General features: G+C 38.0%; 17 protein-coding genes. 8 read left to right on the forward strand and 9 right to left on the reverse strand.

Annotated features, from left to right (window positions below; all coding sequences use genetic code 11):
• The 4 genes from ABXH34_RS11415 to ABXH34_RS11430 all read left to right on the forward strand — a co-directional run.
• Positions 1-605, forward strand: a 605-nt coding sequence (locus ABXH34_RS11415; protein ID WP_353572012.1) for a diguanylate cyclase domain-containing protein, incomplete at its 5' end; no start/stop codon positions are given.
• A gap of 121 nt (positions 606-726) precedes the next feature.
• Positions 727-882, forward strand: a complete 156-nt coding sequence (locus ABXH34_RS11420; protein ID WP_353572013.1) for a hypothetical protein — start codon at positions 727-729, stop codon at positions 880-882.
• Between the two features lie 71 nt (positions 883-953).
• Positions 954-1,160, forward strand: a complete 207-nt coding sequence (locus ABXH34_RS11425) for a hypothetical protein (RefSeq protein WP_353572014.1) — start codon at positions 954-956, stop codon at positions 1,158-1,160.
• A gap of 1 nt (position 1,161) precedes the next feature.
• Positions 1,162-1,527, forward strand: a complete 366-nt coding sequence (locus tag ABXH34_RS11430) for a type II toxin-antitoxin system VapC family toxin (RefSeq protein WP_353572015.1) — start codon at positions 1,162-1,164, stop codon at positions 1,525-1,527.
• A gap of 160 nt (positions 1,528-1,687) precedes the next feature.
• Here the strand turns inward: ABXH34_RS11430 and ABXH34_RS11435 are convergent, their stop codons facing one another.
• A complete protein-coding gene (locus tag ABXH34_RS11435) occupies positions 1,688-2,368 on the reverse strand; it encodes a DUF928 domain-containing protein (protein WP_353572016.1) in 681 nt (226 codons plus the stop codon).
• 411 nt (positions 2,369-2,779) lie between these two features.
• Between ABXH34_RS11435 and epmB the strand changes: the two genes are divergently transcribed.
• Positions 2,780-3,754 (forward strand): EF-P beta-lysylation protein EpmB, encoded by a 975-nt coding sequence (epmB, locus tag ABXH34_RS11440; protein ID WP_353572017.1) that lies wholly within the window; start codon positions 2,780-2,782, stop codon positions 3,752-3,754.
• Positions 3,755-3,759: 5 nt separating this feature from the next.
• On the opposite strand, the gene ABXH34_RS11445 is transcribed toward epmB, so the two are convergent.
• From ABXH34_RS11445 to ABXH34_RS11455, 3 genes are all read right to left on the reverse strand, one after another.
• Complete coding sequence (locus ABXH34_RS11445) at positions 3,760-5,760, reverse strand: TonB-dependent receptor plug domain-containing protein (protein ID WP_353572018.1); 2,001 nt, start codon at positions 5,758-5,760, stop codon at positions 3,760-3,762.
• A 247-nt stretch (positions 5,761-6,007) separates the two neighbouring features.
• The gene (locus ABXH34_RS11450) at positions 6,008-7,156 is read right to left on the reverse strand and encodes a GNAT family N-acetyltransferase (protein WP_353572019.1); all 1,149 of its coding nucleotides are present in this window, start codon (positions 7,154-7,156) and stop codon (positions 6,008-6,010) included.
• Positions 7,157-7,344: 188 nt separating this feature from the next.
• Positions 7,345-7,623 (reverse strand): hypothetical protein, encoded by a 279-nt coding sequence (locus ABXH34_RS11455; protein ID WP_353572020.1) that lies wholly within the window; start codon positions 7,621-7,623, stop codon positions 7,345-7,347.
• Positions 7,624-7,818: 195 nt separating this feature from the next.
• Between ABXH34_RS11455 and ABXH34_RS11460 the strand changes: the two genes are divergently transcribed.
• Together ABXH34_RS11460 and ABXH34_RS11465 are read left to right on the forward strand one after the other, a co-directional pair.
• Complete coding sequence (locus ABXH34_RS11460; RefSeq protein ID WP_353572021.1) at positions 7,819-8,385, forward strand: AAA family ATPase; 567 nt, start codon at positions 7,819-7,821, stop codon at positions 8,383-8,385.
• The gene (locus tag ABXH34_RS11465) at positions 8,382-9,344 is read left to right on the forward strand and encodes a glycosyltransferase family 2 protein (RefSeq protein ID WP_353572022.1); all 963 of its coding nucleotides are present in this window, start codon (positions 8,382-8,384) and stop codon (positions 9,342-9,344) included. The genes ABXH34_RS11460 and ABXH34_RS11465 overlap by 4 nt, the downstream gene beginning before the upstream one ends.
• Before the next feature lie 109 nt (positions 9,345-9,453).
• Here the strand turns inward: ABXH34_RS11465 and ABXH34_RS11470 are convergent, their stop codons facing one another.
• The 3 genes from ABXH34_RS11470 to hisA all read right to left on the reverse strand — a co-directional run bounded on the left by ABXH34_RS11470 (position 9,454) and on the right by hisA (position 12,960).
• Positions 9,454-10,824, reverse strand: coding sequence for an ATP-binding protein (locus tag ABXH34_RS11470; RefSeq protein ID WP_353572023.1), 1,371 nt, complete (start codon positions 10,822-10,824; stop codon positions 9,454-9,456).
• A 412-nt stretch (positions 10,825-11,236) separates the two neighbouring features.
• Positions 11,237-11,998 carry an imidazole glycerol phosphate synthase subunit HisF gene (gene hisF / locus ABXH34_RS11475; protein ID WP_353572024.1) on the reverse strand — a complete coding sequence of 254 codons (762 nt, stop codon included), beginning with the start codon at positions 11,996-11,998 and terminating at the stop codon, positions 11,237-11,239.
• Positions 11,999-12,213: 215 nt separating this feature from the next.
• Positions 12,214-12,960, reverse strand: a complete 747-nt coding sequence (gene hisA / locus ABXH34_RS11480) for a 1-(5-phosphoribosyl)-5-[(5-phosphoribosylamino)methylideneamino]imidazole-4-carboxamide isomerase (protein ID WP_353572025.1) — start codon at positions 12,958-12,960, stop codon at positions 12,214-12,216.
• Between the two features lie 337 nt (positions 12,961-13,297).
• On the opposite strand from hisA, the gene ABXH34_RS11485 reads away from it, so the two are divergent.
• Positions 13,298-15,520, forward strand: a complete 2,223-nt coding sequence (locus tag ABXH34_RS11485; RefSeq protein WP_353572026.1) for a RelA/SpoT family protein — start codon at positions 13,298-13,300, stop codon at positions 15,518-15,520.
• A 254-nt stretch (positions 15,521-15,774) separates the two neighbouring features.
• Here the strand turns inward: ABXH34_RS11485 and ABXH34_RS11490 are convergent, their stop codons facing one another.
• Positions 15,775-16,146: a hypothetical protein gene (locus tag ABXH34_RS11490; RefSeq protein WP_353572027.1), complete on the reverse strand. Its 372-nt coding sequence runs from the start codon at positions 16,144-16,146 to the stop codon at positions 15,775-15,777.
• A gap of 133 nt (positions 16,147-16,279) precedes the next feature.
• Positions 16,280-17,854 carry a glycosyltransferase gene (locus ABXH34_RS11495; protein ID WP_353572028.1) on the reverse strand — a complete coding sequence of 525 codons (1,575 nt, stop codon included), beginning with the start codon at positions 17,852-17,854 and terminating at the stop codon, positions 16,280-16,282.
• Positions 17,855-18,256 lie beyond the last annotated feature (402 nt).

Raw genomic sequence — 18,256 nt, forward strand, 5'->3', positions numbered from 1 at the left:
GAGGGGAACATAACGAGATTACCCATTATGTGGCGGTGTATTCGGATATTGATTCGTTGCAGGAAGATGATGAGCGAGTACGTTTGTTGACCCATTATGATTCGCTAACTAAATTGCCTAACCGTTTGTTATTCCATGAACAATTGACACGGGCTTGTCGTCAGGGTGAGCGAGTTGCATTGTTGTATTTGGATTTAGATGATTTTAAACAGGTCAATGAGACCTTTGGTTTTGATGTTGGTGATGATTATTTGCGTTTGATTGCCCAGCTTTTGAAAAACTGTTTGCGTGAAGGCGATAGTATTGCACGGGTGGATGGTGATGAGTTTATCATTATATTGTCCCAGATTAATCAGGATTATGATGTACGTTTGGTCGCGGAACGGATTTTCCAACAGCTTGCGCAACCGATAGATATTAATGGCCGTGAGTTACAAATTGATGCGAATATCGGAATTAGTTTCTTTCCTGAAATGGAAGATTGTGATGAGCAGTTTGCAATTGAGGTGTTAGTGCAACATGCGGATATGGCAATGTATTTGGCCAAAGAACAAGGTAAGAATACTTATTTTGTTTATACTGAGACTGAAGATATTTTGGTTTAGAAGCTGGGATTTTTGTGCTTTTTTGATAAAAAATAAATATGGAAAAATCGCTCGTTACCAAATAAAATTTGGTAATGCCTGTCTATCAAGCTCTGCTTGAAGAAATTGAAAGAAAATCAAAATGGGACGCAGTCGCTATCAAGTCTTAAATGAACAATATTCCTATTTTCACACTTGTACTGTGGTGGGTTGGCAAGTCATGTTTACTCGTGTGGATTCTGTGCAAATTTTGTTAGATAGTTACCTCGTTCCCACAAGCTTGTGGGAATGCAGTTAAAACGCTCTGCGTTATAGGTTGATATGTTAATATGTGGTGGATAAAGAAATGATAAATAAGTGAGAGCACACATGCAAACTGTCACCCTAAAAATTGATGAAGCAATCAGTGAGAAGTTTTTCTGGTTACTAAATCATTTCTCCTCAGATGAAATCAAAATTGTAAAACCATTAGAATCCACTGCCTCACCACAAAATATCCAAGCAGCCAAACAACTTGCAGAGCTAGGTGGCACAGAAGCAAACCTTGAGGCAATTCCACGCCGCCGAGAAATCTAAAATGATTTTAGTAGACACCTCTGTATGGATTAATCACCTGCACAAACAAGACGAACAACTCACAAACCTACTTATTAAAAACCAAATTATATGCCATCCACTGGTCATTGGTGAACTAGCTTGTGGAAATTTACATCAAAGACAAAAAATTCTAAGTTTATTGAAAGCTCTACCAACAATACAGGAAGTAAATACATTAGATGTACTAGATTTCATAGAACAACAAAAACTGATGGGGAGAGGTATAGGGATTGTCGATATTACACTTTTATTTGCAACCTATATTCATCAAATAAAACTCTGGACAGAAGATAAACGTTTAAAAACAGTAGCTAAAACTCTAAATTTATCCTACATAGTAGAGTAACCAAATTTATGGGAATGCAGTCAAAACATACGGTGTTGTGAATTGAATAAACAGTTGTCTTATTTTCATTCAATGGCTATATTCTAAGTAATCCAATAGAAAAATCCATTATTTTTGCTTATTTAGCCACGCCCAAAAGACGTGGATTTATCAATTTAAATTATTGATCAAATGTAGCAATAACATCTAACTGCTCTTGCTTATTCAAATGAGCACGCACAGCACGCAATGATTTATCTGCATCAATTTGACTGGAAACTGCGTGAATTGCATCATACCAACCGATTTTTTTCTGTTGATACAAATTGGCCATTTGCTTGGTATCGGATTTTGCAGCTTCGGCTAAAATCTCATTATTTTGGTATTTGATAACACCGCCAATAGTCTGATTCGACGAAGGATTATATGGATCACATACGAGCGAAATTGTCCATTCATACAATACATTTTCAGCCAATACCAGTGCGTGTTCCTGAAGTGAAAATAAATGAATTCCAGCCGCTAATTTATCTTTTTCTAAAACAATTTCAGTTGGGCCTTCATTCTCATTTTCCATATTGGCAATTTTTATGGTGAATAAACTTTCACCAACATCTTCCGATGTAAACCAGTACAAACTAGGTTGCGCTGTTGTTGTAATACCAATGCTTTGAGAAGCAAGTGGCAGTAGCACAAAATGACTAGAAATTTTAGTGTATTCACAACCACCACGGGCATACTTGGGAATGATACGCGTACTCTTGAGCTGTTCATCTAAAATATTGCTGGCCGCTTGAACTAAAGATAAGTTAAAACCAAAAATTAATAAAACAAGCAATTTAAGCATCATTTTCAATTTCATTACAATGACTCCAGTGAATGTTGATCGCTAAATATTATCGTATTTAACAGGCTTTATCTATCTATTGTTTGTGCTAATATTAGGCTTATTATTTCTCATTCTCGACATCGTTCAATGTAAAGAAAAATCTAAACAGCTCGTGAGAGATTAAGATATTTCAAAGAAATTCTATACAACAATCCCCATTAAGAAAACATGCCATTAGGTATAGTCAATTCTGGTTCATGTGTTAGGACTGCCAGTCCTGTATCACTTTAAAATAAAACGACTATAACAGGGCTTTTCTTGTTTTTTGTTAGGGAAATGATGAAATATTGTCTGATTTCCTATTTAAAAATCATAATAAGCTTGAGTTCATGTATTAAACCCATAAAACATAAAGCTATTTATTTTGACTTTTGCAGAAATTCCATGACTCAGCAAGCTGATTGGCAACAATTGTTACAACAAAGCATCCGTAATCCACACCAACTAATTCAGCAGCTAGAATTACCAAATGAATTTATAAACAAACTGTTACTACAACCCAAATTCCCACTTTATGTACCACAGCCCTATTTTGATAAAATGACCAAGAATGATCCTAATGATCCTTTGCTTCGTCAAATCTTAGTTTTAAAACAAGAGCTTATTGAAATTGAGCCATTTAGCCATGACCCAGTCGGTGATAATGCCGCGCAAAAAATACCAGGGATTCTACACAAATATCAAGGGCGGGTGCTGTTGCTAGCCACAGGTGCATGTGCCATACATTGCCGATATTGTTTCCGTCAACATTTTGAATATAAAGGCAATACTCTTGCTGATCCCGATGTGATTAATTATCTAAAATCTGATACCAGTATTCATGAGCTAATATTGAGCGGTGGTGATCCTTTGATTTTATCTGATGAGCGACTCGCGACATTTATCCAGAAAGTTGAAGGCATCGAACACATACAGCGTTTACGCATTCACAGCCGACTGCCAATTGTGCTTCCACAACGCATGACCCAAAAGCTATTAGATTTATTGACTGCAACCCGCTTACAAGTGGTACTTATCGTCCATACCAACCATTCAAATGAAATCGATGAACAAGTAGGGCAAGGGCTGCAAAATTTAGTCAAAAATGGGGTTTCGGTGCTAAACCAAACCGTTTTATTAAAACAAGTCAATGATGAGGTTCATACTCTGGCTCAACTCAGTGAAACTTTATTTAAATACCAAGTCTTACCTTACTATTTGCATCTGTTAGATAAAGTGCAAGGGGCTGCCCATTTTGACGTATCAGAGCAACGGGCAATCCAATTAGTGACCGCATTACGCAGCCAATTATCAGGTTATTTAGTGCCAAAGTTAGTAAGAGAAATTGCGGGAAAGCCGTATAAACAACCAGTCTATTAGATAAACTAATACTGCCATTGCACTTGGATATAAGCAGAGCGTCTTACATCACTAGGAATTGCAATATTGCCGTCAAAACCTGTACCAAATTCTTTATGCTGGCTATCAAATAAATTCCGTACGCCTAAGCTAAAATGCCAATCAGGGTGAGGTTGCCAACCTAAACGCATATCAAGCCGTGTATAGTTTGGCGTATTTTGGCTAGGTAAATCATCCACATAATAAAGACTGGTATCTAATTCCCAACGTGGTGAAATCGTCCAAAATACATTTAAACTGGCTTGATGGTTTGGATCATTGCCTTCAACTAATTCCCAATCTTGGATACTATTGTCGGCTGGCTCAACAATATGCAGTTGGGTCTTCATATAAGTGTAAGCCGCTTTGATATTAACCGCATCATTAACTTGCCAAACTCCCGCGAGTTCTGCACCAAAAATTTCCCCTTGCATACCATTTGCGATTTCAAAATAAATAGCGGGCGGAGTAAGACTAATATTAGTCAACTTGGTAATACCTAACTCATCATAATCATTTAAAAACAAACTTATATCTATAAAAGATTGCTTGCTTAATTGCCAATGTAAACCCAGCTCGTAAGCAACTAATATTTCTGCTTTGAAATCACTAGACCCTGAAATATAAAGCGTACTAAAAGGAGGTTCATTTGCGTATTGTGCTGATAGAGTGTGATCCATTCTTGAAGGAGTACGAACCGCACGCGACACCGCCGCCCAAGCTGATTTGGTCTCATCCAATTTCCATAATAAACGCGCCGTAGGTTGAACTTCAAAACCCGTATAATCGTTATATTCAAATTTAGAACCCAGTGTAAGGCGTAATTTATCAGGTTTTAACCAAAATTCGTTTTGAATAAATGCACTAAATAAATTATCAGTTCGTTGATTAGGCTTATAACGTATAAAATCATTCTCATTTTGTGATGGAAAGTTATCTTTGGTATAACGATAAGCTAAACCCCAAACCACTTCATAATGTGGGTTAAATTTATAATGCTGTTGCCAATCTAAGTCGAAAATATCGCGTTTCTCAGTATAAAATATGTCTTTATATCTGCTATGCGTAAAATAGCTTTTTAGAACCGTGCTACTTTTTCCTGTGTTGCGTTTCCAGCTTGCCAATAGGTTATGACCTCGCACCACAAGTCGGTCATCCACAGCTTTAACATTGGGATAAAGTAAAAGTACGTGCTGATTTAAATCACCTTGGTATAGGCTGCCATGTAAAGACAGCTCATTTCGCTTATCAAACTCCCAATCCATCCGAAATCCAGCTTGACGCATTTTCCATTCGTTTTTAACCGCCTCGCCTTGTGGGTCAACAAAATTATCATGCTGATAGAGTTTGCCATACGCCCGATAATACAAATCATCTTTAATTTTACCGCCATGCCGATAGCCTAAAATCGCATTTTCTTCACCCGTTCCTAAACTTGCAGTCAGTAAACCACCTTCGGTTTTTTGTGCTGATTTGGTTAAAATATTAATCACACCATTGACTGCATTTGCACCCCATAATGAAGCGCCTGGTCCGCGAATTACTTCAATTCGTTCAATATCTTCTATGAATAAATCTTGTAAATACCACAAAACTTCTGAACGCAAGGGGTTGTACACCGTACGCCCATCAATCATCACCAATAGCTTGCTAGAATATAAATCATTAAATCCTCGTGAACTGATCGCCCATTTATTTGCATCAGTTCTTGCCACCTGAATTCCGGGCACTAAACGTAAAGCCTCAGCGACATGAGTGATGCCTGCACGTCTAATATCTTCCTGAGTGATAACAAATAAGGCAGCGGCTGTATCGGTTAATTTTTGTTGTTTTTTAGCGGCTGAAAAGGCTTTAATATCAAGAATATCAATATCAAATAATTCTTCAAAATCTAATTGAGTTAAATAACTTAAAACATGTTGTTCTTCGATAATATCCGCGCTATGTTCACTTGTTGTGGCATTTGTTGAATTATCATTGGCAAACACGAACCCTGCCGCACAAAACAGTAATAAACTTAATATTATTATTAATTTATTGAGTGATCTATACAGCATTTTGATTTCCAAAATCTCATAATTTAATTTAGATATTTTATAAAAAGTCATTACCTATTTATAAAAGTAATGTGTGATTTTCACATCGTTTTCAAGCATGTGCCAGTAAAATAGCCAGTTTTAGTCACTTTATGCTCATTATGTTAATTTAACCCAACGCAAGTCATTTTAGTTACGCTCAAATTGCAGTTTTAAAAGGAGTATGTTTGTTCAGTTCAGCAACATCTTGTTCTATGAGTGGTATTTCATGCTGCAAAAAACGCTGCACCATTAGTTTGAAAGCATCATCAGCAATCCAATGCGCAGACCAAGTGAGTTTAGGTAAAAAACCACGGCTTAATTTATGTTGACCTTGCGCCCCTGCCTCAAATAATTGCAATTTATTTTGGATACAAAAATCTAAGGTTTGATAATAACATAGCTCAAAATGTAATTGTTTAAACTGTTGTTTACAGCCCCAATGCCGCCCGTATAATGTTGTTTCATTACATAAATTAAATGCACCTGCAACATAATCGCCACTCTGATTCGCCATAACCAAAACAATATTATCTGGCATAGTTTGGCTTAATGTATGGAAGAAATCTAAAGTTAGGGTTGGAACGCCTGATTTTCGGTCAAAAGTCGACGCATAAAAATCATAAAAAATCTGCCAATGTTCGGCGGTCGCTGTATGGCCATTTAAAACTTCAATTTCTAAACCTGTATTTTGAGCTTCTCGACGTTCTTTACGAATTTGTTTACGCTTTTTTGAGACAAATTGCTCTAAATAATCTTGGAAATCACGATAGTTTTGATTTTGCCAGTGAAACTGATAGCCTGCTCGTAACATGAATTGTTGGTTCTGATTGGATAAAAAATCAGTATCTTGCGGATTGGTAAATAAATAATGTAATGAAGAGACTTTGAGCTGTTGAGCTAATTCAAGCGCTGATTTGCTCAATAACGCCGCGATTGTATTGTAATCAACATCTGGAGCAACTAATAATTGCTGGCTGGTAACAGGTGTGTATGGAATCGCACTGACAAGCTTAGGATAATAATCTTGGCCAAGTACTCTTTCATAGGCTGAAGCCCAAGCCCAGTCAAACACAAATTCACCATAAGAATTATTTTTTATATAAAGCGGAAGTGCGCCAATCAGTTGATTGTTTTCATCATGAATGGCGACATGTATAGGCTGCCAACCATAGGGCTGTAAACATTGTTGCTGCTCTAATGCAAGTAAGAATTCATGGCGTAAAAAAGGGTTATCTGTTCCCTGAAGCGCATTCCATGCTTGTGCATTTAGACTGGCTAAACTTTCAATATAACTTACTTGCATCATGTTAAGCCTCTCATTTAATGTTGTTAACATAATTCGGCCAAACACATACTTTTACAAGTTACAACTATTTTAAGCTTTAGAATTCAATCTAATTTACATCTTTTTGCAGCATATCACCGCATCAATTTAAGAGAAGCTGACTCACCACATAATATAGAGCCCCTATGATATCTTAAAAAATAATGATTTTAGTAGTAGGATTCAAATAAGGTGAGAATAGACAATAAATGGGTTGTACTACAAGAAATAATACATAAGCTAAAAAGCAAAAATAAACCTTTAAAAGGTAAATCACTACGTTTAATTGTAGAATAGAGCAACATAAAAGGGATGGAAAAATAAGCAATCCCAATAGTTGCATCAGATATGACGTGGAGGCGTACTAAATTTTCATCCCACTGAAAACAATAGCCGTGCGGCATGTACTGTCCGCTTGAAAATAAGGCTGCAAGCAAAGTCTCTAACATGGTATAACCCTCCAACATATTTTATGTGCAAAGAATTTAGCTTAATAGTCAGCTTATCTTCGTAAGCTTTTTTACATCGATTATATTTTTAGTATACATAGTAAATTGAAAGGTATTTTATGAATAATATTAAAAAATATGAATCCCTAGAATTACATATTAAATCCATTTTATTACCTAATTTAAAATAATCTTATGCTTAAAATCGGAATTTGTGGTGGCCATCGGACGGGTAAAACAACATTGGCACGAGCCACTGCACAACAGCTCAATATCAATTTTGTTCAAACCAGCACCAGTGCGGTATTTCAACAACATGGCTTAGACCCCGCTGCAACAATGGACTTTGCAACTCGGCTATGGATTCAAGATAAAATTATCCACGCCGCACAAAATATTTGGCAGCAACAACAAACGGCCTTTATCACTGATCGAACGCCTGTTGATTTCATGGCTTACACACTGGGAGATATTCAGGGTAAAACCAAGGTCGAATTTCAAGATTTAGAAAACTATATTAATCAATGCTTTAAACTTGCAAATAACACTTTTCAGCATTTGTTTATTCTACAGCCTGCGATTCCTTTGGTTTTTGAAACAGGTAAAGCCGCTTTGAATAAAGCTTATATTGAACATTTAAATACGCTTATATTGGGACTTTGTTATGACGAACGATTGCAAATTCCAGTCACAGTGATTCCACGCCTAACCACGGATTTACAACAGCGTATTGATTGGATAATTGAAAAAGCCGCTTTATGAAACGCATCGCCATTGTGATTTTAAATTGGCAAACATGGCAAGCAACCTTGGCCTGTTTAAACTCATTACGACAATTGAAAACAAAGCTTTTTGTCAGTGTGATTATTTGCGATAATCATTCGGATAATCAATCTTTTGCTCATATTTCAAACTGGATAAAGCAGCATTATTCTGACAACCAATATAAAATCCATTTGCAAGCCAATTTTTCAAAGCAAGTTCAGTTTGAGTGTATTTTGATTCAAACAGGCAAAAATCTGGGTTTTGCAGGTGGGATGAATGTGGGCATCCGTTACGCGCTTAGCCAACAAAATTTTGATTATATTTGGCTATTAAATAATGATACGCAGGTTGAGCCTGATGCTTTAGATCAGCTTTATCAATTTGCACAGCAGGATAAAATGGGTTTAGTGGGCAGTACGATTTTAGAAGCAGAACCTCCGCATCTTGTACAGTGTGCAGGGGGATGCCGCTATTATCCTTGGGTCACTGTGTTTAAAAATATTTATGTTGGCCAAACTCAGCAACAGCTCCAATCTTTGCCTGATCCCAAATTAGATTATATCTATGGTGCAGCCCTATTTTTGCCAGTGCCTGTGATTGAACAAGTCGGATTGTTAAATGAAGAATATTTTTTATTTTATGAAGAGCTGGATTATTGCCAACGCTTGAAACGGGCGGGCTATCAAATTGGATGGTGTCGCGACAGTATTGTTTATCATCAAGGCAGTGCCAGCATTGGGCAAGTTAAACAGAATATCCGTGCTAAATTACAACGCGCCAATTATTATGAAAATCTCAGCACATTGAAATACACTGCTAATTTTTACCCTTTGCGCTTACCAATTGTGATGCTATTGCGATTTGGCTTAAAAGCACTGGCATTATTGTTAAGAAGAGAATTTGATTTATTTCCTGCGTTATTTAAAGCTTATGCAGATTTTATATCTTTAAAGTAGTTTAAATAAGATATATGGCATTTTAAGAAATAAGTGCAAAATACAGTCAGTGAAGATTTTCAATACATGGTGATGAAAGAACAAAACCTTGTTGCTGTATTTACTATTTTTAAGTTGTTATATTCACTTTGTTATCAAAGCCTATTGTCCCTGACTCATCAACTAGAGGCTGCTCAACATAACGAGGTAGACGCACAATAAATTGGCTGCCTTGATTTAATTCACTGCTCACGCTGATACTGCCGCCCATCATTTCACAAAATTGCTTCACAATGGTTAAACCTAGCCCTGCACCATCATGGTTACGGGTGGATGAATTATCTAATTGATTAAATGCGCTGAATAAATTATCAATTTGCTCAGGCGACATGCCAACCCCTTGGTCTTTAACCCCAAAAATAATCCATTCATTGCCATGCTCTATTTCACGGGTAGCAAATAATAAAATCTCATTGCTTTTGGAAAATTTTGCCGCATTTGTTAGTAAATTATACAAACAGTGGCGCACTTTAGGTAAATCCGCATACATTGTCCCAAAGTATTCGCATTCAATATTTAAACTGTTATGGCCATCTGCAATCACTGGTTTTAGCGTATCGGCCACTTCTTGCAACATGTCAGAAAAACCAAATGAGCTTAAATCTAAATCAATATTTTCAGAGGCTATCTTAGTTGCTTCTAAAATATCACTTACCATACTCAGCAAATGACGACCTGCTTTTTGAATTTTTTGCAAATCATCCACACAGAAATCTTGCCCGATATCTTCTGCTTCTTCTTCTATAATTTCACTATAGCCTACAATAGCGTTAATCGGAGTGCGTAATTCATGACTCATATTGGCTAGGAAACGGGTTTTGACTTGGTTCGCAGCGCGGGCTTGTTCGTTGGCGGCTTGGGCTTGCATGTTGGCAACCGACAGTTCTGAAGTACGTTTTTCTAATTCATTGACTTTTTGGGCAAGTTCTTTATTATAAGCTTCGATTTGTAAATTGGTTATTTTTTTCAACAAATCCATAACCATACCAATGCCCTGATATTTGCCTTGATGTGCGATGATAAAATCTTGGCTGGCGGCAAATTGCATATTTTGAGTGATGAATTTACTTGCAGCTTCCACAGGCAAGTTATCTTCAATCACCACAGGATTAGAATCCATAAATTGTATAATCGGTTTGCGCCCGTGCAAATCACGCCCATAGGCACTGAGGTAAATATCCATCAATTGATAACGATGCACAATGCCCACAGGTGTTTTTTTATGCACCACAGGAATCGATTGCAGATGGGGATGTGATAAAAACATTTTACCCACTTTCTCAACCGTATTTTCAGGCCCAACATGTGCCCGAGGAATGGTAAGAGATTCAACAGTGGCAAGTGGATAACGATGTATCACACGCAATTTATCTGCTTTATCAGGAAAAGAAAATTGACCCGTAATATCTTGTTTAGCTGTAGCGTCAATTTGTATAGACATGATAGCCTCACAAGTTTTAGAATACGACTAAGGCTATCAAATAAGTATGACATAAATGTTGCATTTATATGATATTTGTCTCAATAAGTGCTAAAAATAATCTGCTTTCACATGACTGTCTTTTGTCACGCGGAATGTCGGATATTGGCCAAATACAGAAATTTACGCCAGTATGTTGAATTTTAAGCTATTTATATGAATTTGATCGCTTGCAACAGCATAAGTGAAATTTGTATTAATATAAGATTTATTATGGGCAGGATAGATTTTATATTCTTAATAATTTAGAAATAAACTGAGATCAATTCAGGAGTGCGGGTTTGATTCTGTGCACGCAAAGTAAGTTTTACACCCCTGAACAGATCACTTCATTACTTAATATGCTCAGTTTTTAGGCATCGATATTTTTAGTTTATAAACGAACTTCGATACCTGCTTGCTGCATTTTCTGTTTTGCTTCTCCAACTGTGTATTCACCAAAGTGGAAAATACTGGCTGCCAGCACCGCGTCAGCTTTGCCTTGTTTCACTCCATCAACCAGATGGTCTAAATTACCAACCCCACCTGAGGCAATCACAGGTACTGTTACCGCTTCACTAATTGTACGGGTTAAACCAATATCAAACCCATTTTTAGTTCCATCTCTGTCCATACTGGTCAGCAAGATTTCACCTGCACCATATTCGACCATTTTTTGCGCCCAAGCAACAGCATTGATCCCTGTAGACTTACGACCACCATGAGTAAATACTTCCCAATGCTCATCGCCAACCTGTTTGGCATCAATGGCAACCACGATACATTGCGAGCCAAAATGGGTACTGGCTTGTTGTACAAATTCAGGGTTAAAAACCGCAGCCGTGTTAATGCTGATTTTATCCGCACCCGCATGAAGCATTCGGCTAATATCTTCTAATTTACGAATGCCGCCACCCACTGTTAATGGGATAAAAACTTGGCTGGCCACTTCTTCAACGACATGCACTATTGTTTCACGTTCATCAGAGCTGGCCGTAATATCTAAAAAAGTGATTTCATCCGCGCCTTGTTCATCATAGCGACAAGCCACTTCAACAGGATTCCCCGCGTCACGGATATTGACGAAATTAACCCCTTTGACCACGCGACCTGCATCAACATCTAAACAAGGGATAACACGTTTAGCTAAACCCATTTAATTTTTTCCTACTTTATTTTGGACTGCTAGCCCTGATAAGGTGTAAATATAAAATATTTCTGAGCTTGTTATAGCCAATTTTGTTTGTATGTTAGGTTGGCAATCTTTTTATAGTTTAAATATCAACTACTTTTGAAATCAAGGACTGCCAATCCTATATCATTTTAAAATAAAACGACTATAAACTGCCCATCATTTGCTCAGAAAAATCACTAAATCGACGCACTTTTGTATTTATCTGCAAGGGCTTGGGCTTCTGCATAGTTTAAAGTACCCTCATAAATCGCACGACCTGTAATTGTGCCTGTGATACCTTCTTCTGCAACATTACACAAATTTTGAATGTCTTCGATTGTGGTCACACCACCTGATGCGATGATTGGAATCGCTGTTGCACGGGCTAATTCAACGGTTAAATCTAAATTAAGTCCTTGCATCATGCCATCACGGTTAATGTCAGTGTAAATAATCGCTGAAACGCCGTCTTGCTCAAAACGTTTAGCCAAATCAATCGCGGTATGCTGCGACATTTTTGACCAACCATTTGTTGCTAATTTGCCATTTTTAGCATCCAATCCGACAATAATGCGTCCGGGAAATTCTAAACAGGCATCTGATACAAAATGAGGGGCGTTAATCGCTTTTGTACCTAAAATGACTTGTGCAACGCCCATTTCTAAATAAGCTAATATGGTGTCAGTATCTCGAATACCACCACCAACTTGAATTTCAATCTTGGGGTAAGTTTTTGTAATATTTTGGATAATTTCCCCATTAACAGGTTTTCCTGCAAATGCGCCGTTTAAATCTACAATGTGTAAACGTTTAGCACCTTGTTCTATCCAATGTCCTGCCATAGCCACAGGATCAGAAGAGAAGATGGTTTCATCATCCATACGTCCTTGCTTCAAGCGAACACATTGACCATCCTTTAAATCAATGGCGGGTATGACTAGCATGTTAATTCCTCAAACAATCAGCGTGTCTTAAGAGTAAAAGTTAAGGGTTTAAGTATACCCAAAGGCTTTTTAATTTGCGATGTTAGATTGAGACTTTTTTATCATTGGGTATTGAATTTAGATGATTGTTTGACCATCTTGTAAGTTAAAGACATTGAACAGTGATATTTCTCGCCCAATATTTGCATATTGTGTTCAGCTCTTGATTGAAATGAGCTTAGTTTTCAGGCTTTACACTATTATTGTGATAAAATATGTTGATATTATTCCAATCATGTATTTGTTCTTTAGACATTTCTGACACATACCCTCACCAGCACAATATCGAAACATACCTATGGTAAATGTCAAAGACCCTTTTTTAGTACCCGGCAGCAATGATCCTATTGATATTGCGCACTGGGTTAATCGTGTCTGCACACATCGCAGTGAAATAGAAAAACAGAATTTAGTAGATGCTTGTAATCTTGCGTATGAAATACATGCAGATCAAACTCGCGTTTCAGGAGACCCTTATCTTGCTCATGTACTCACCGTAGCCGACATCCTTGCCGACTTGGGTATGGACACTGACGTGCTGATTGCAGGCATATTGCATGAAGCCAGTGATATCAAAGCTTTAAAGCAGATTGAAAAACGTTTTGGTGCAACAATTCGACGTTTAATCGAAGATACCACCAAAATGCATGCGATTGAAGAAATCAGCCAAGATACCTTTGAACAGCATTGGGAAGATAAGCAAAAAGAGCGCTTCCGTAAAATGTTGTTAGCAATGGCTGAAGATGTGCGCGTGGTATTAATTAAACTGGCTGACCGTTTAGATAAAATGCGTACTTTATCTTATGTCGAAGATGAAACCATTCGGCATCGGTTAGCACAAGAAACCTTGGATTTATACGCGCCACTGGCTAATCGCTTAGGTATTTGGCAGATAAAATGGGAATTAGAAGATTTATCATTACGTTATTTAGAGCCTGCTGCTTATAAAAAATTAGCCAAATTATTAGATGAACGTCGAATTGACCGTGAAGATTATATTCAGGGCATCATGTCGGATTTGACCAATGCTTTAGCTGAGGAAGGTATTGAAGCAGAAATTTCTGGCCGTCCTAAACATATTTATAGCATCTGGAATAAGATGAACCGTAAACAAACCAATTTCGACCGTATTTTTGATGTATTAGCGGTGCGGGTATTGGTACAAAGTGTGACCCAGTGTTATACGGTATTGGGTATTGTGCATCGGAGATGGCAGCCGATTCCACATGAATTTGATGATTATATTGCCTCACCCAAACACAATAATTATCAATCTTTGCATACCGCTGTTTATGGGCCCGAAAATAAAGTGTTTGAAGTGCAAATTCGTACTTTAGATATGCACCGTCATGCAGAATTAGGGGTTGCGGCACATTGGCGTTATAAAGAAGGCGGTAATTCAGCAGAAGACCAACGTTTTAACGCTAAAATTGCGTGGCTGCGGCAGATTTTGCAAACCCGTGAGGATGATATTGATTCAGATGATTTGATTGATCGTTTTAAATCAGAAATTTATGAAGATCGAGTGTATGTTTTATCGCCCAAAGGTAAAGTCGTTGATTTGCCCAAAGGCGCGACACCGATAGATTTTGCTTATCATATTCACACCCAATTAGGCCATCGTTGCCGAGGTGCGAAAGTCAGTGGACGTTTAGTACCGCTCAATTATGAATTACAAAGCGGTGAGCAGGTAGAAATTTTAGCTTCTAATGAAAGTCGTCCTAGTCGAGATTGGCTCAATCCTAATTCACATTATTTACAAACCTCTCGTGCTCGTGCCAAGGTTCGACATTGGTTAACGAAGCAAAATTCACAGCAACATATTTCTGATGGACGACACTTATTAGAAAAGGAATTTACTCGACTCAGTGTCAATGATGTTTCTTTGGAAAAACTTGCCCAAAGAATGCGCTTTACATCGTCTGATTCCTTTTTAGCCTCATTGGGTCGGGGTGATTTAACCATTATTCAAGTGGCACGGGTGCTACAAGATTTATGTTTTCCCGCTCAAGATAAAGTGAAACCGATTGTTGTTCAAGAGCCGACCAGTCAAGAACATTCTAATATTCGGATTCGGGGCGTGGGTGGCTTATTGACTCAAACTGCTGGATGTTGCAAGCCTGTTCCTTATGAAGCTGTGATTGGTTATGTGACTAAAATGCGCGGCGTGATGGTACATAGGCAAGATTGTCCTAATACGTTACGCTGGCAAAATGAAGATAATGAGCGTTTAATCGAAGTGGAATGGGGTGCACCAGAGACCGAAGATTCATTGCTTTATCCAATTGATGTCCAAATTTTGGCTTATGATCGTAAAGGCTTGTTGCATGATGTTTGTCAGATTGCAGTCAATGAAAAAATCAATATTCTGGCGACAAATACATTGACCAATAAAAATGATGATACGGTAAAAATGCAATTTACTGTGGAAGTCACAGGGCTGGATCAATTAAGTCGGGCTTTAGCTAAAATTGATAATTTGACTAATGTTATGGAAGTAAGACGTTTGAAGGTTAAATAGTTGCTGGCTTGATTCCAAGCGGTTGCTTGATTGATCTTAACGATATGATTCATTTTAAAATAATGCGCACAAAGCCAAGCACAAATAGTGATGTTTGGTTTAAAACGCAAGCATTAAGCTTTTCTAAAATGGAGTGCTTTTTTGTTATGTTATAGTCAATTTCGGTTTAGGACTGGCAGTCCTTTTACACTTTAAATATCAATCAGTTTCAAAATCGAGGACTGCCAGTCCTGTATCACTTTAGAATAAAATGACTATAGCTGCTGTTCTAATCCCACTTTCCACGCTTGAATGAATGCCTGTATCGATTCAATAAAATCAGGATCATGTTCAGTACGGTTGATCGTGCCGTGAATCACAATTTTTTCTGGTTCTGGGGCGAAACTTGTTGTGATTGTCCAAGCGAAAGCATTAGGGCAGTTTGGCATTGAAAAGCGCACACCGCCATTTATCACTTGTCGATGCACGGTAAATTCACCCCACAAACAATAAATATCAGCACTGTTTTCATGTTCAACTCGTAATACGGTATCAATTTCAGCACAGTATTGATTGAGTTTTTCCACCGCGAGTGCTTGTAAGATTTCTGGCTGAGTTTCAACATCAGCGATAGCAAAAAATTCCATAGTTTCCTAATTATTTTTCTCGTTTATCTCGTTCCACGCACTGCGTGGAATGACTTATAGACGCACCCGCATCTTGATATTTATGGACACTAGTGTGTTCTGTTGGATGACGACACGGTGCATCGTCACAAGTTTAATTATCGCCAAACTTCAATCCCATATCTAATAAAGACAGTGTTAAAGCAGGGTGGTAATGAGGATCGCCAGCCTCTAGCCACGTTTGCCATTGTTGGGAAAATAGCTGAATTTCCTCGTTTTCCCATATTTCCCACCAGTCCAACACTTCAAACCGTGCATAAGGATTGTAGACTGTTCGGTAATTCTGTTGCAATGCTCGTAATGCAAAATCGACTAAGCCATAAACCGTTTGATATTCAGAATTTAAACCGCCTAATTGTTCCCAACAGGTGCGTTTTAGCGCGTAACAGGCTGGATGTGGCGCACTGACATTTCGCACCATCGTCGTGACTGCCATATAGCCTGCCGTTGTTTCGGGAAAACCTGCGTAAACCAGTAAAGGTGAAAGCTTGAAACGTTGCACCATGCCTGCATGTAATAAACGTGTTTCGGTATCAACAATTTTACCCGTCACCATACCCACTTTATCAATCTGTAACCAATTCACCAATTGCTCAATAGATAAATCACTGTGAGGCATAGTGACAAATACTAAATAATCCGCTTGGGTCGTTTCAAATGCTTGATTGATTTGCTGTGCATAATGATCCAAATGTTCTAATTGAATCACTTGATAAGAGCGTCCCACATTGTCTAATTGCAAACAGTAATTGCCGCGCCATAAGCTAGGATTTTCAGTGACATGTCCATACCAACCCCGACGTTTTAAAGTATCAATCAGTGCCCTTTTACCTGCGATGTATGTATAGCTTTTCGCTCCTTGTTTGCCAGCGATGGATTTTTCATGTTGTCGCCAGTGATAGAGCACTTTCGGAATATGTTGCACATTCAATGCTTTATCAGAAGCCCGTAAGATCAAGTCATAGTCTTGTGAGCCTTCATATTCAGGGCGTAATCCTCCCAAGTCATTCAGCAAGGTTTTTTTGTATACCATTAAGTGAAATAAATAATTGCCAGATAATAATGTTTCGGGTGACCAGCATGGTTTGAGCAGGTGCATAAAACGCTTGTCTTGCAATGACAACATATCACGATCGGTATAAATGACATCAACTTGAGGTGTGGTTTGAATTTGTTGGGCAACATGGAATAGGGCATCGGGTGCAAGGCGGTCGTCATGGTCTAGGAAAGCAATATAGTCACCTTCTGCCAGATCGATTGCATGATTGGTAGCAATGCAAATCCCTTGGTTTTCTAATAGGTGTTGAATCAGAATTCGTTTGTCTTTTTGGTTTTTGAGTTCTTCTAAGCAGGCTAAGGTTTCGGCTGAGCTGCTGCCATCGTCCACTAAACACCATTGCCAGTTCATATAGGTTTGGGCTTGCACTGAGCGGATACAAGCGGTTAGTTGTTCGACATCGGTATTATAAACAGGGGTCACAATGCTAATTAGCGGCTTTCCACACCATTTCGAGGCGATTTTGTGTTGTTGTTGCCAGTCATACCAACTGAGGAAACTATGTTGAAATACCCATGCTTGATATTCAATCCATTCACAACTTGCCCAGTGTTTAAGCTCGATTTCTGAAGGTTGTTGTATTTTAGAAAAAAGTTGTTTAAACCAATTCACGGGTATTTGCCACTGTTTTTATTTTGGTCTATCAGTGTACTCAATCTATTTAAAAATATCATCTATCGCGGTTGACAAGGGAATACGCCTACAATCCAAATCCTGTTACATCCATCAATCCGTTAAATCATGTTCTGAACAAGATGAAACAGAATTAATCTCAAGTATTTGCCATCATTATCAAAAATATCTACAATCCAATCTTGTTAATCCTTAAATCCTGATTCAGACAACCAACCTATCAATGATCCCCTGTAATTCCCCAACATCCACACCTGACTGCTGCACATAAACCTTCACACTGGTAAATTCATGCAAGGCAAGTAAGGTTTCGATACGCGGCAAGGTGTAGTCAGGGTTTTCTTTTTTAAAAATGACCGCGTTGTTTATACTCTATTATAT

The organism is Candidatus Albibeggiatoa sp. nov. BB20 (genome assembly GCA_016744725.1).
Taxonomy (GTDB): domain Bacteria; phylum Pseudomonadota; class Gammaproteobacteria; order Beggiatoales; family Beggiatoaceae; genus Albibeggiatoa.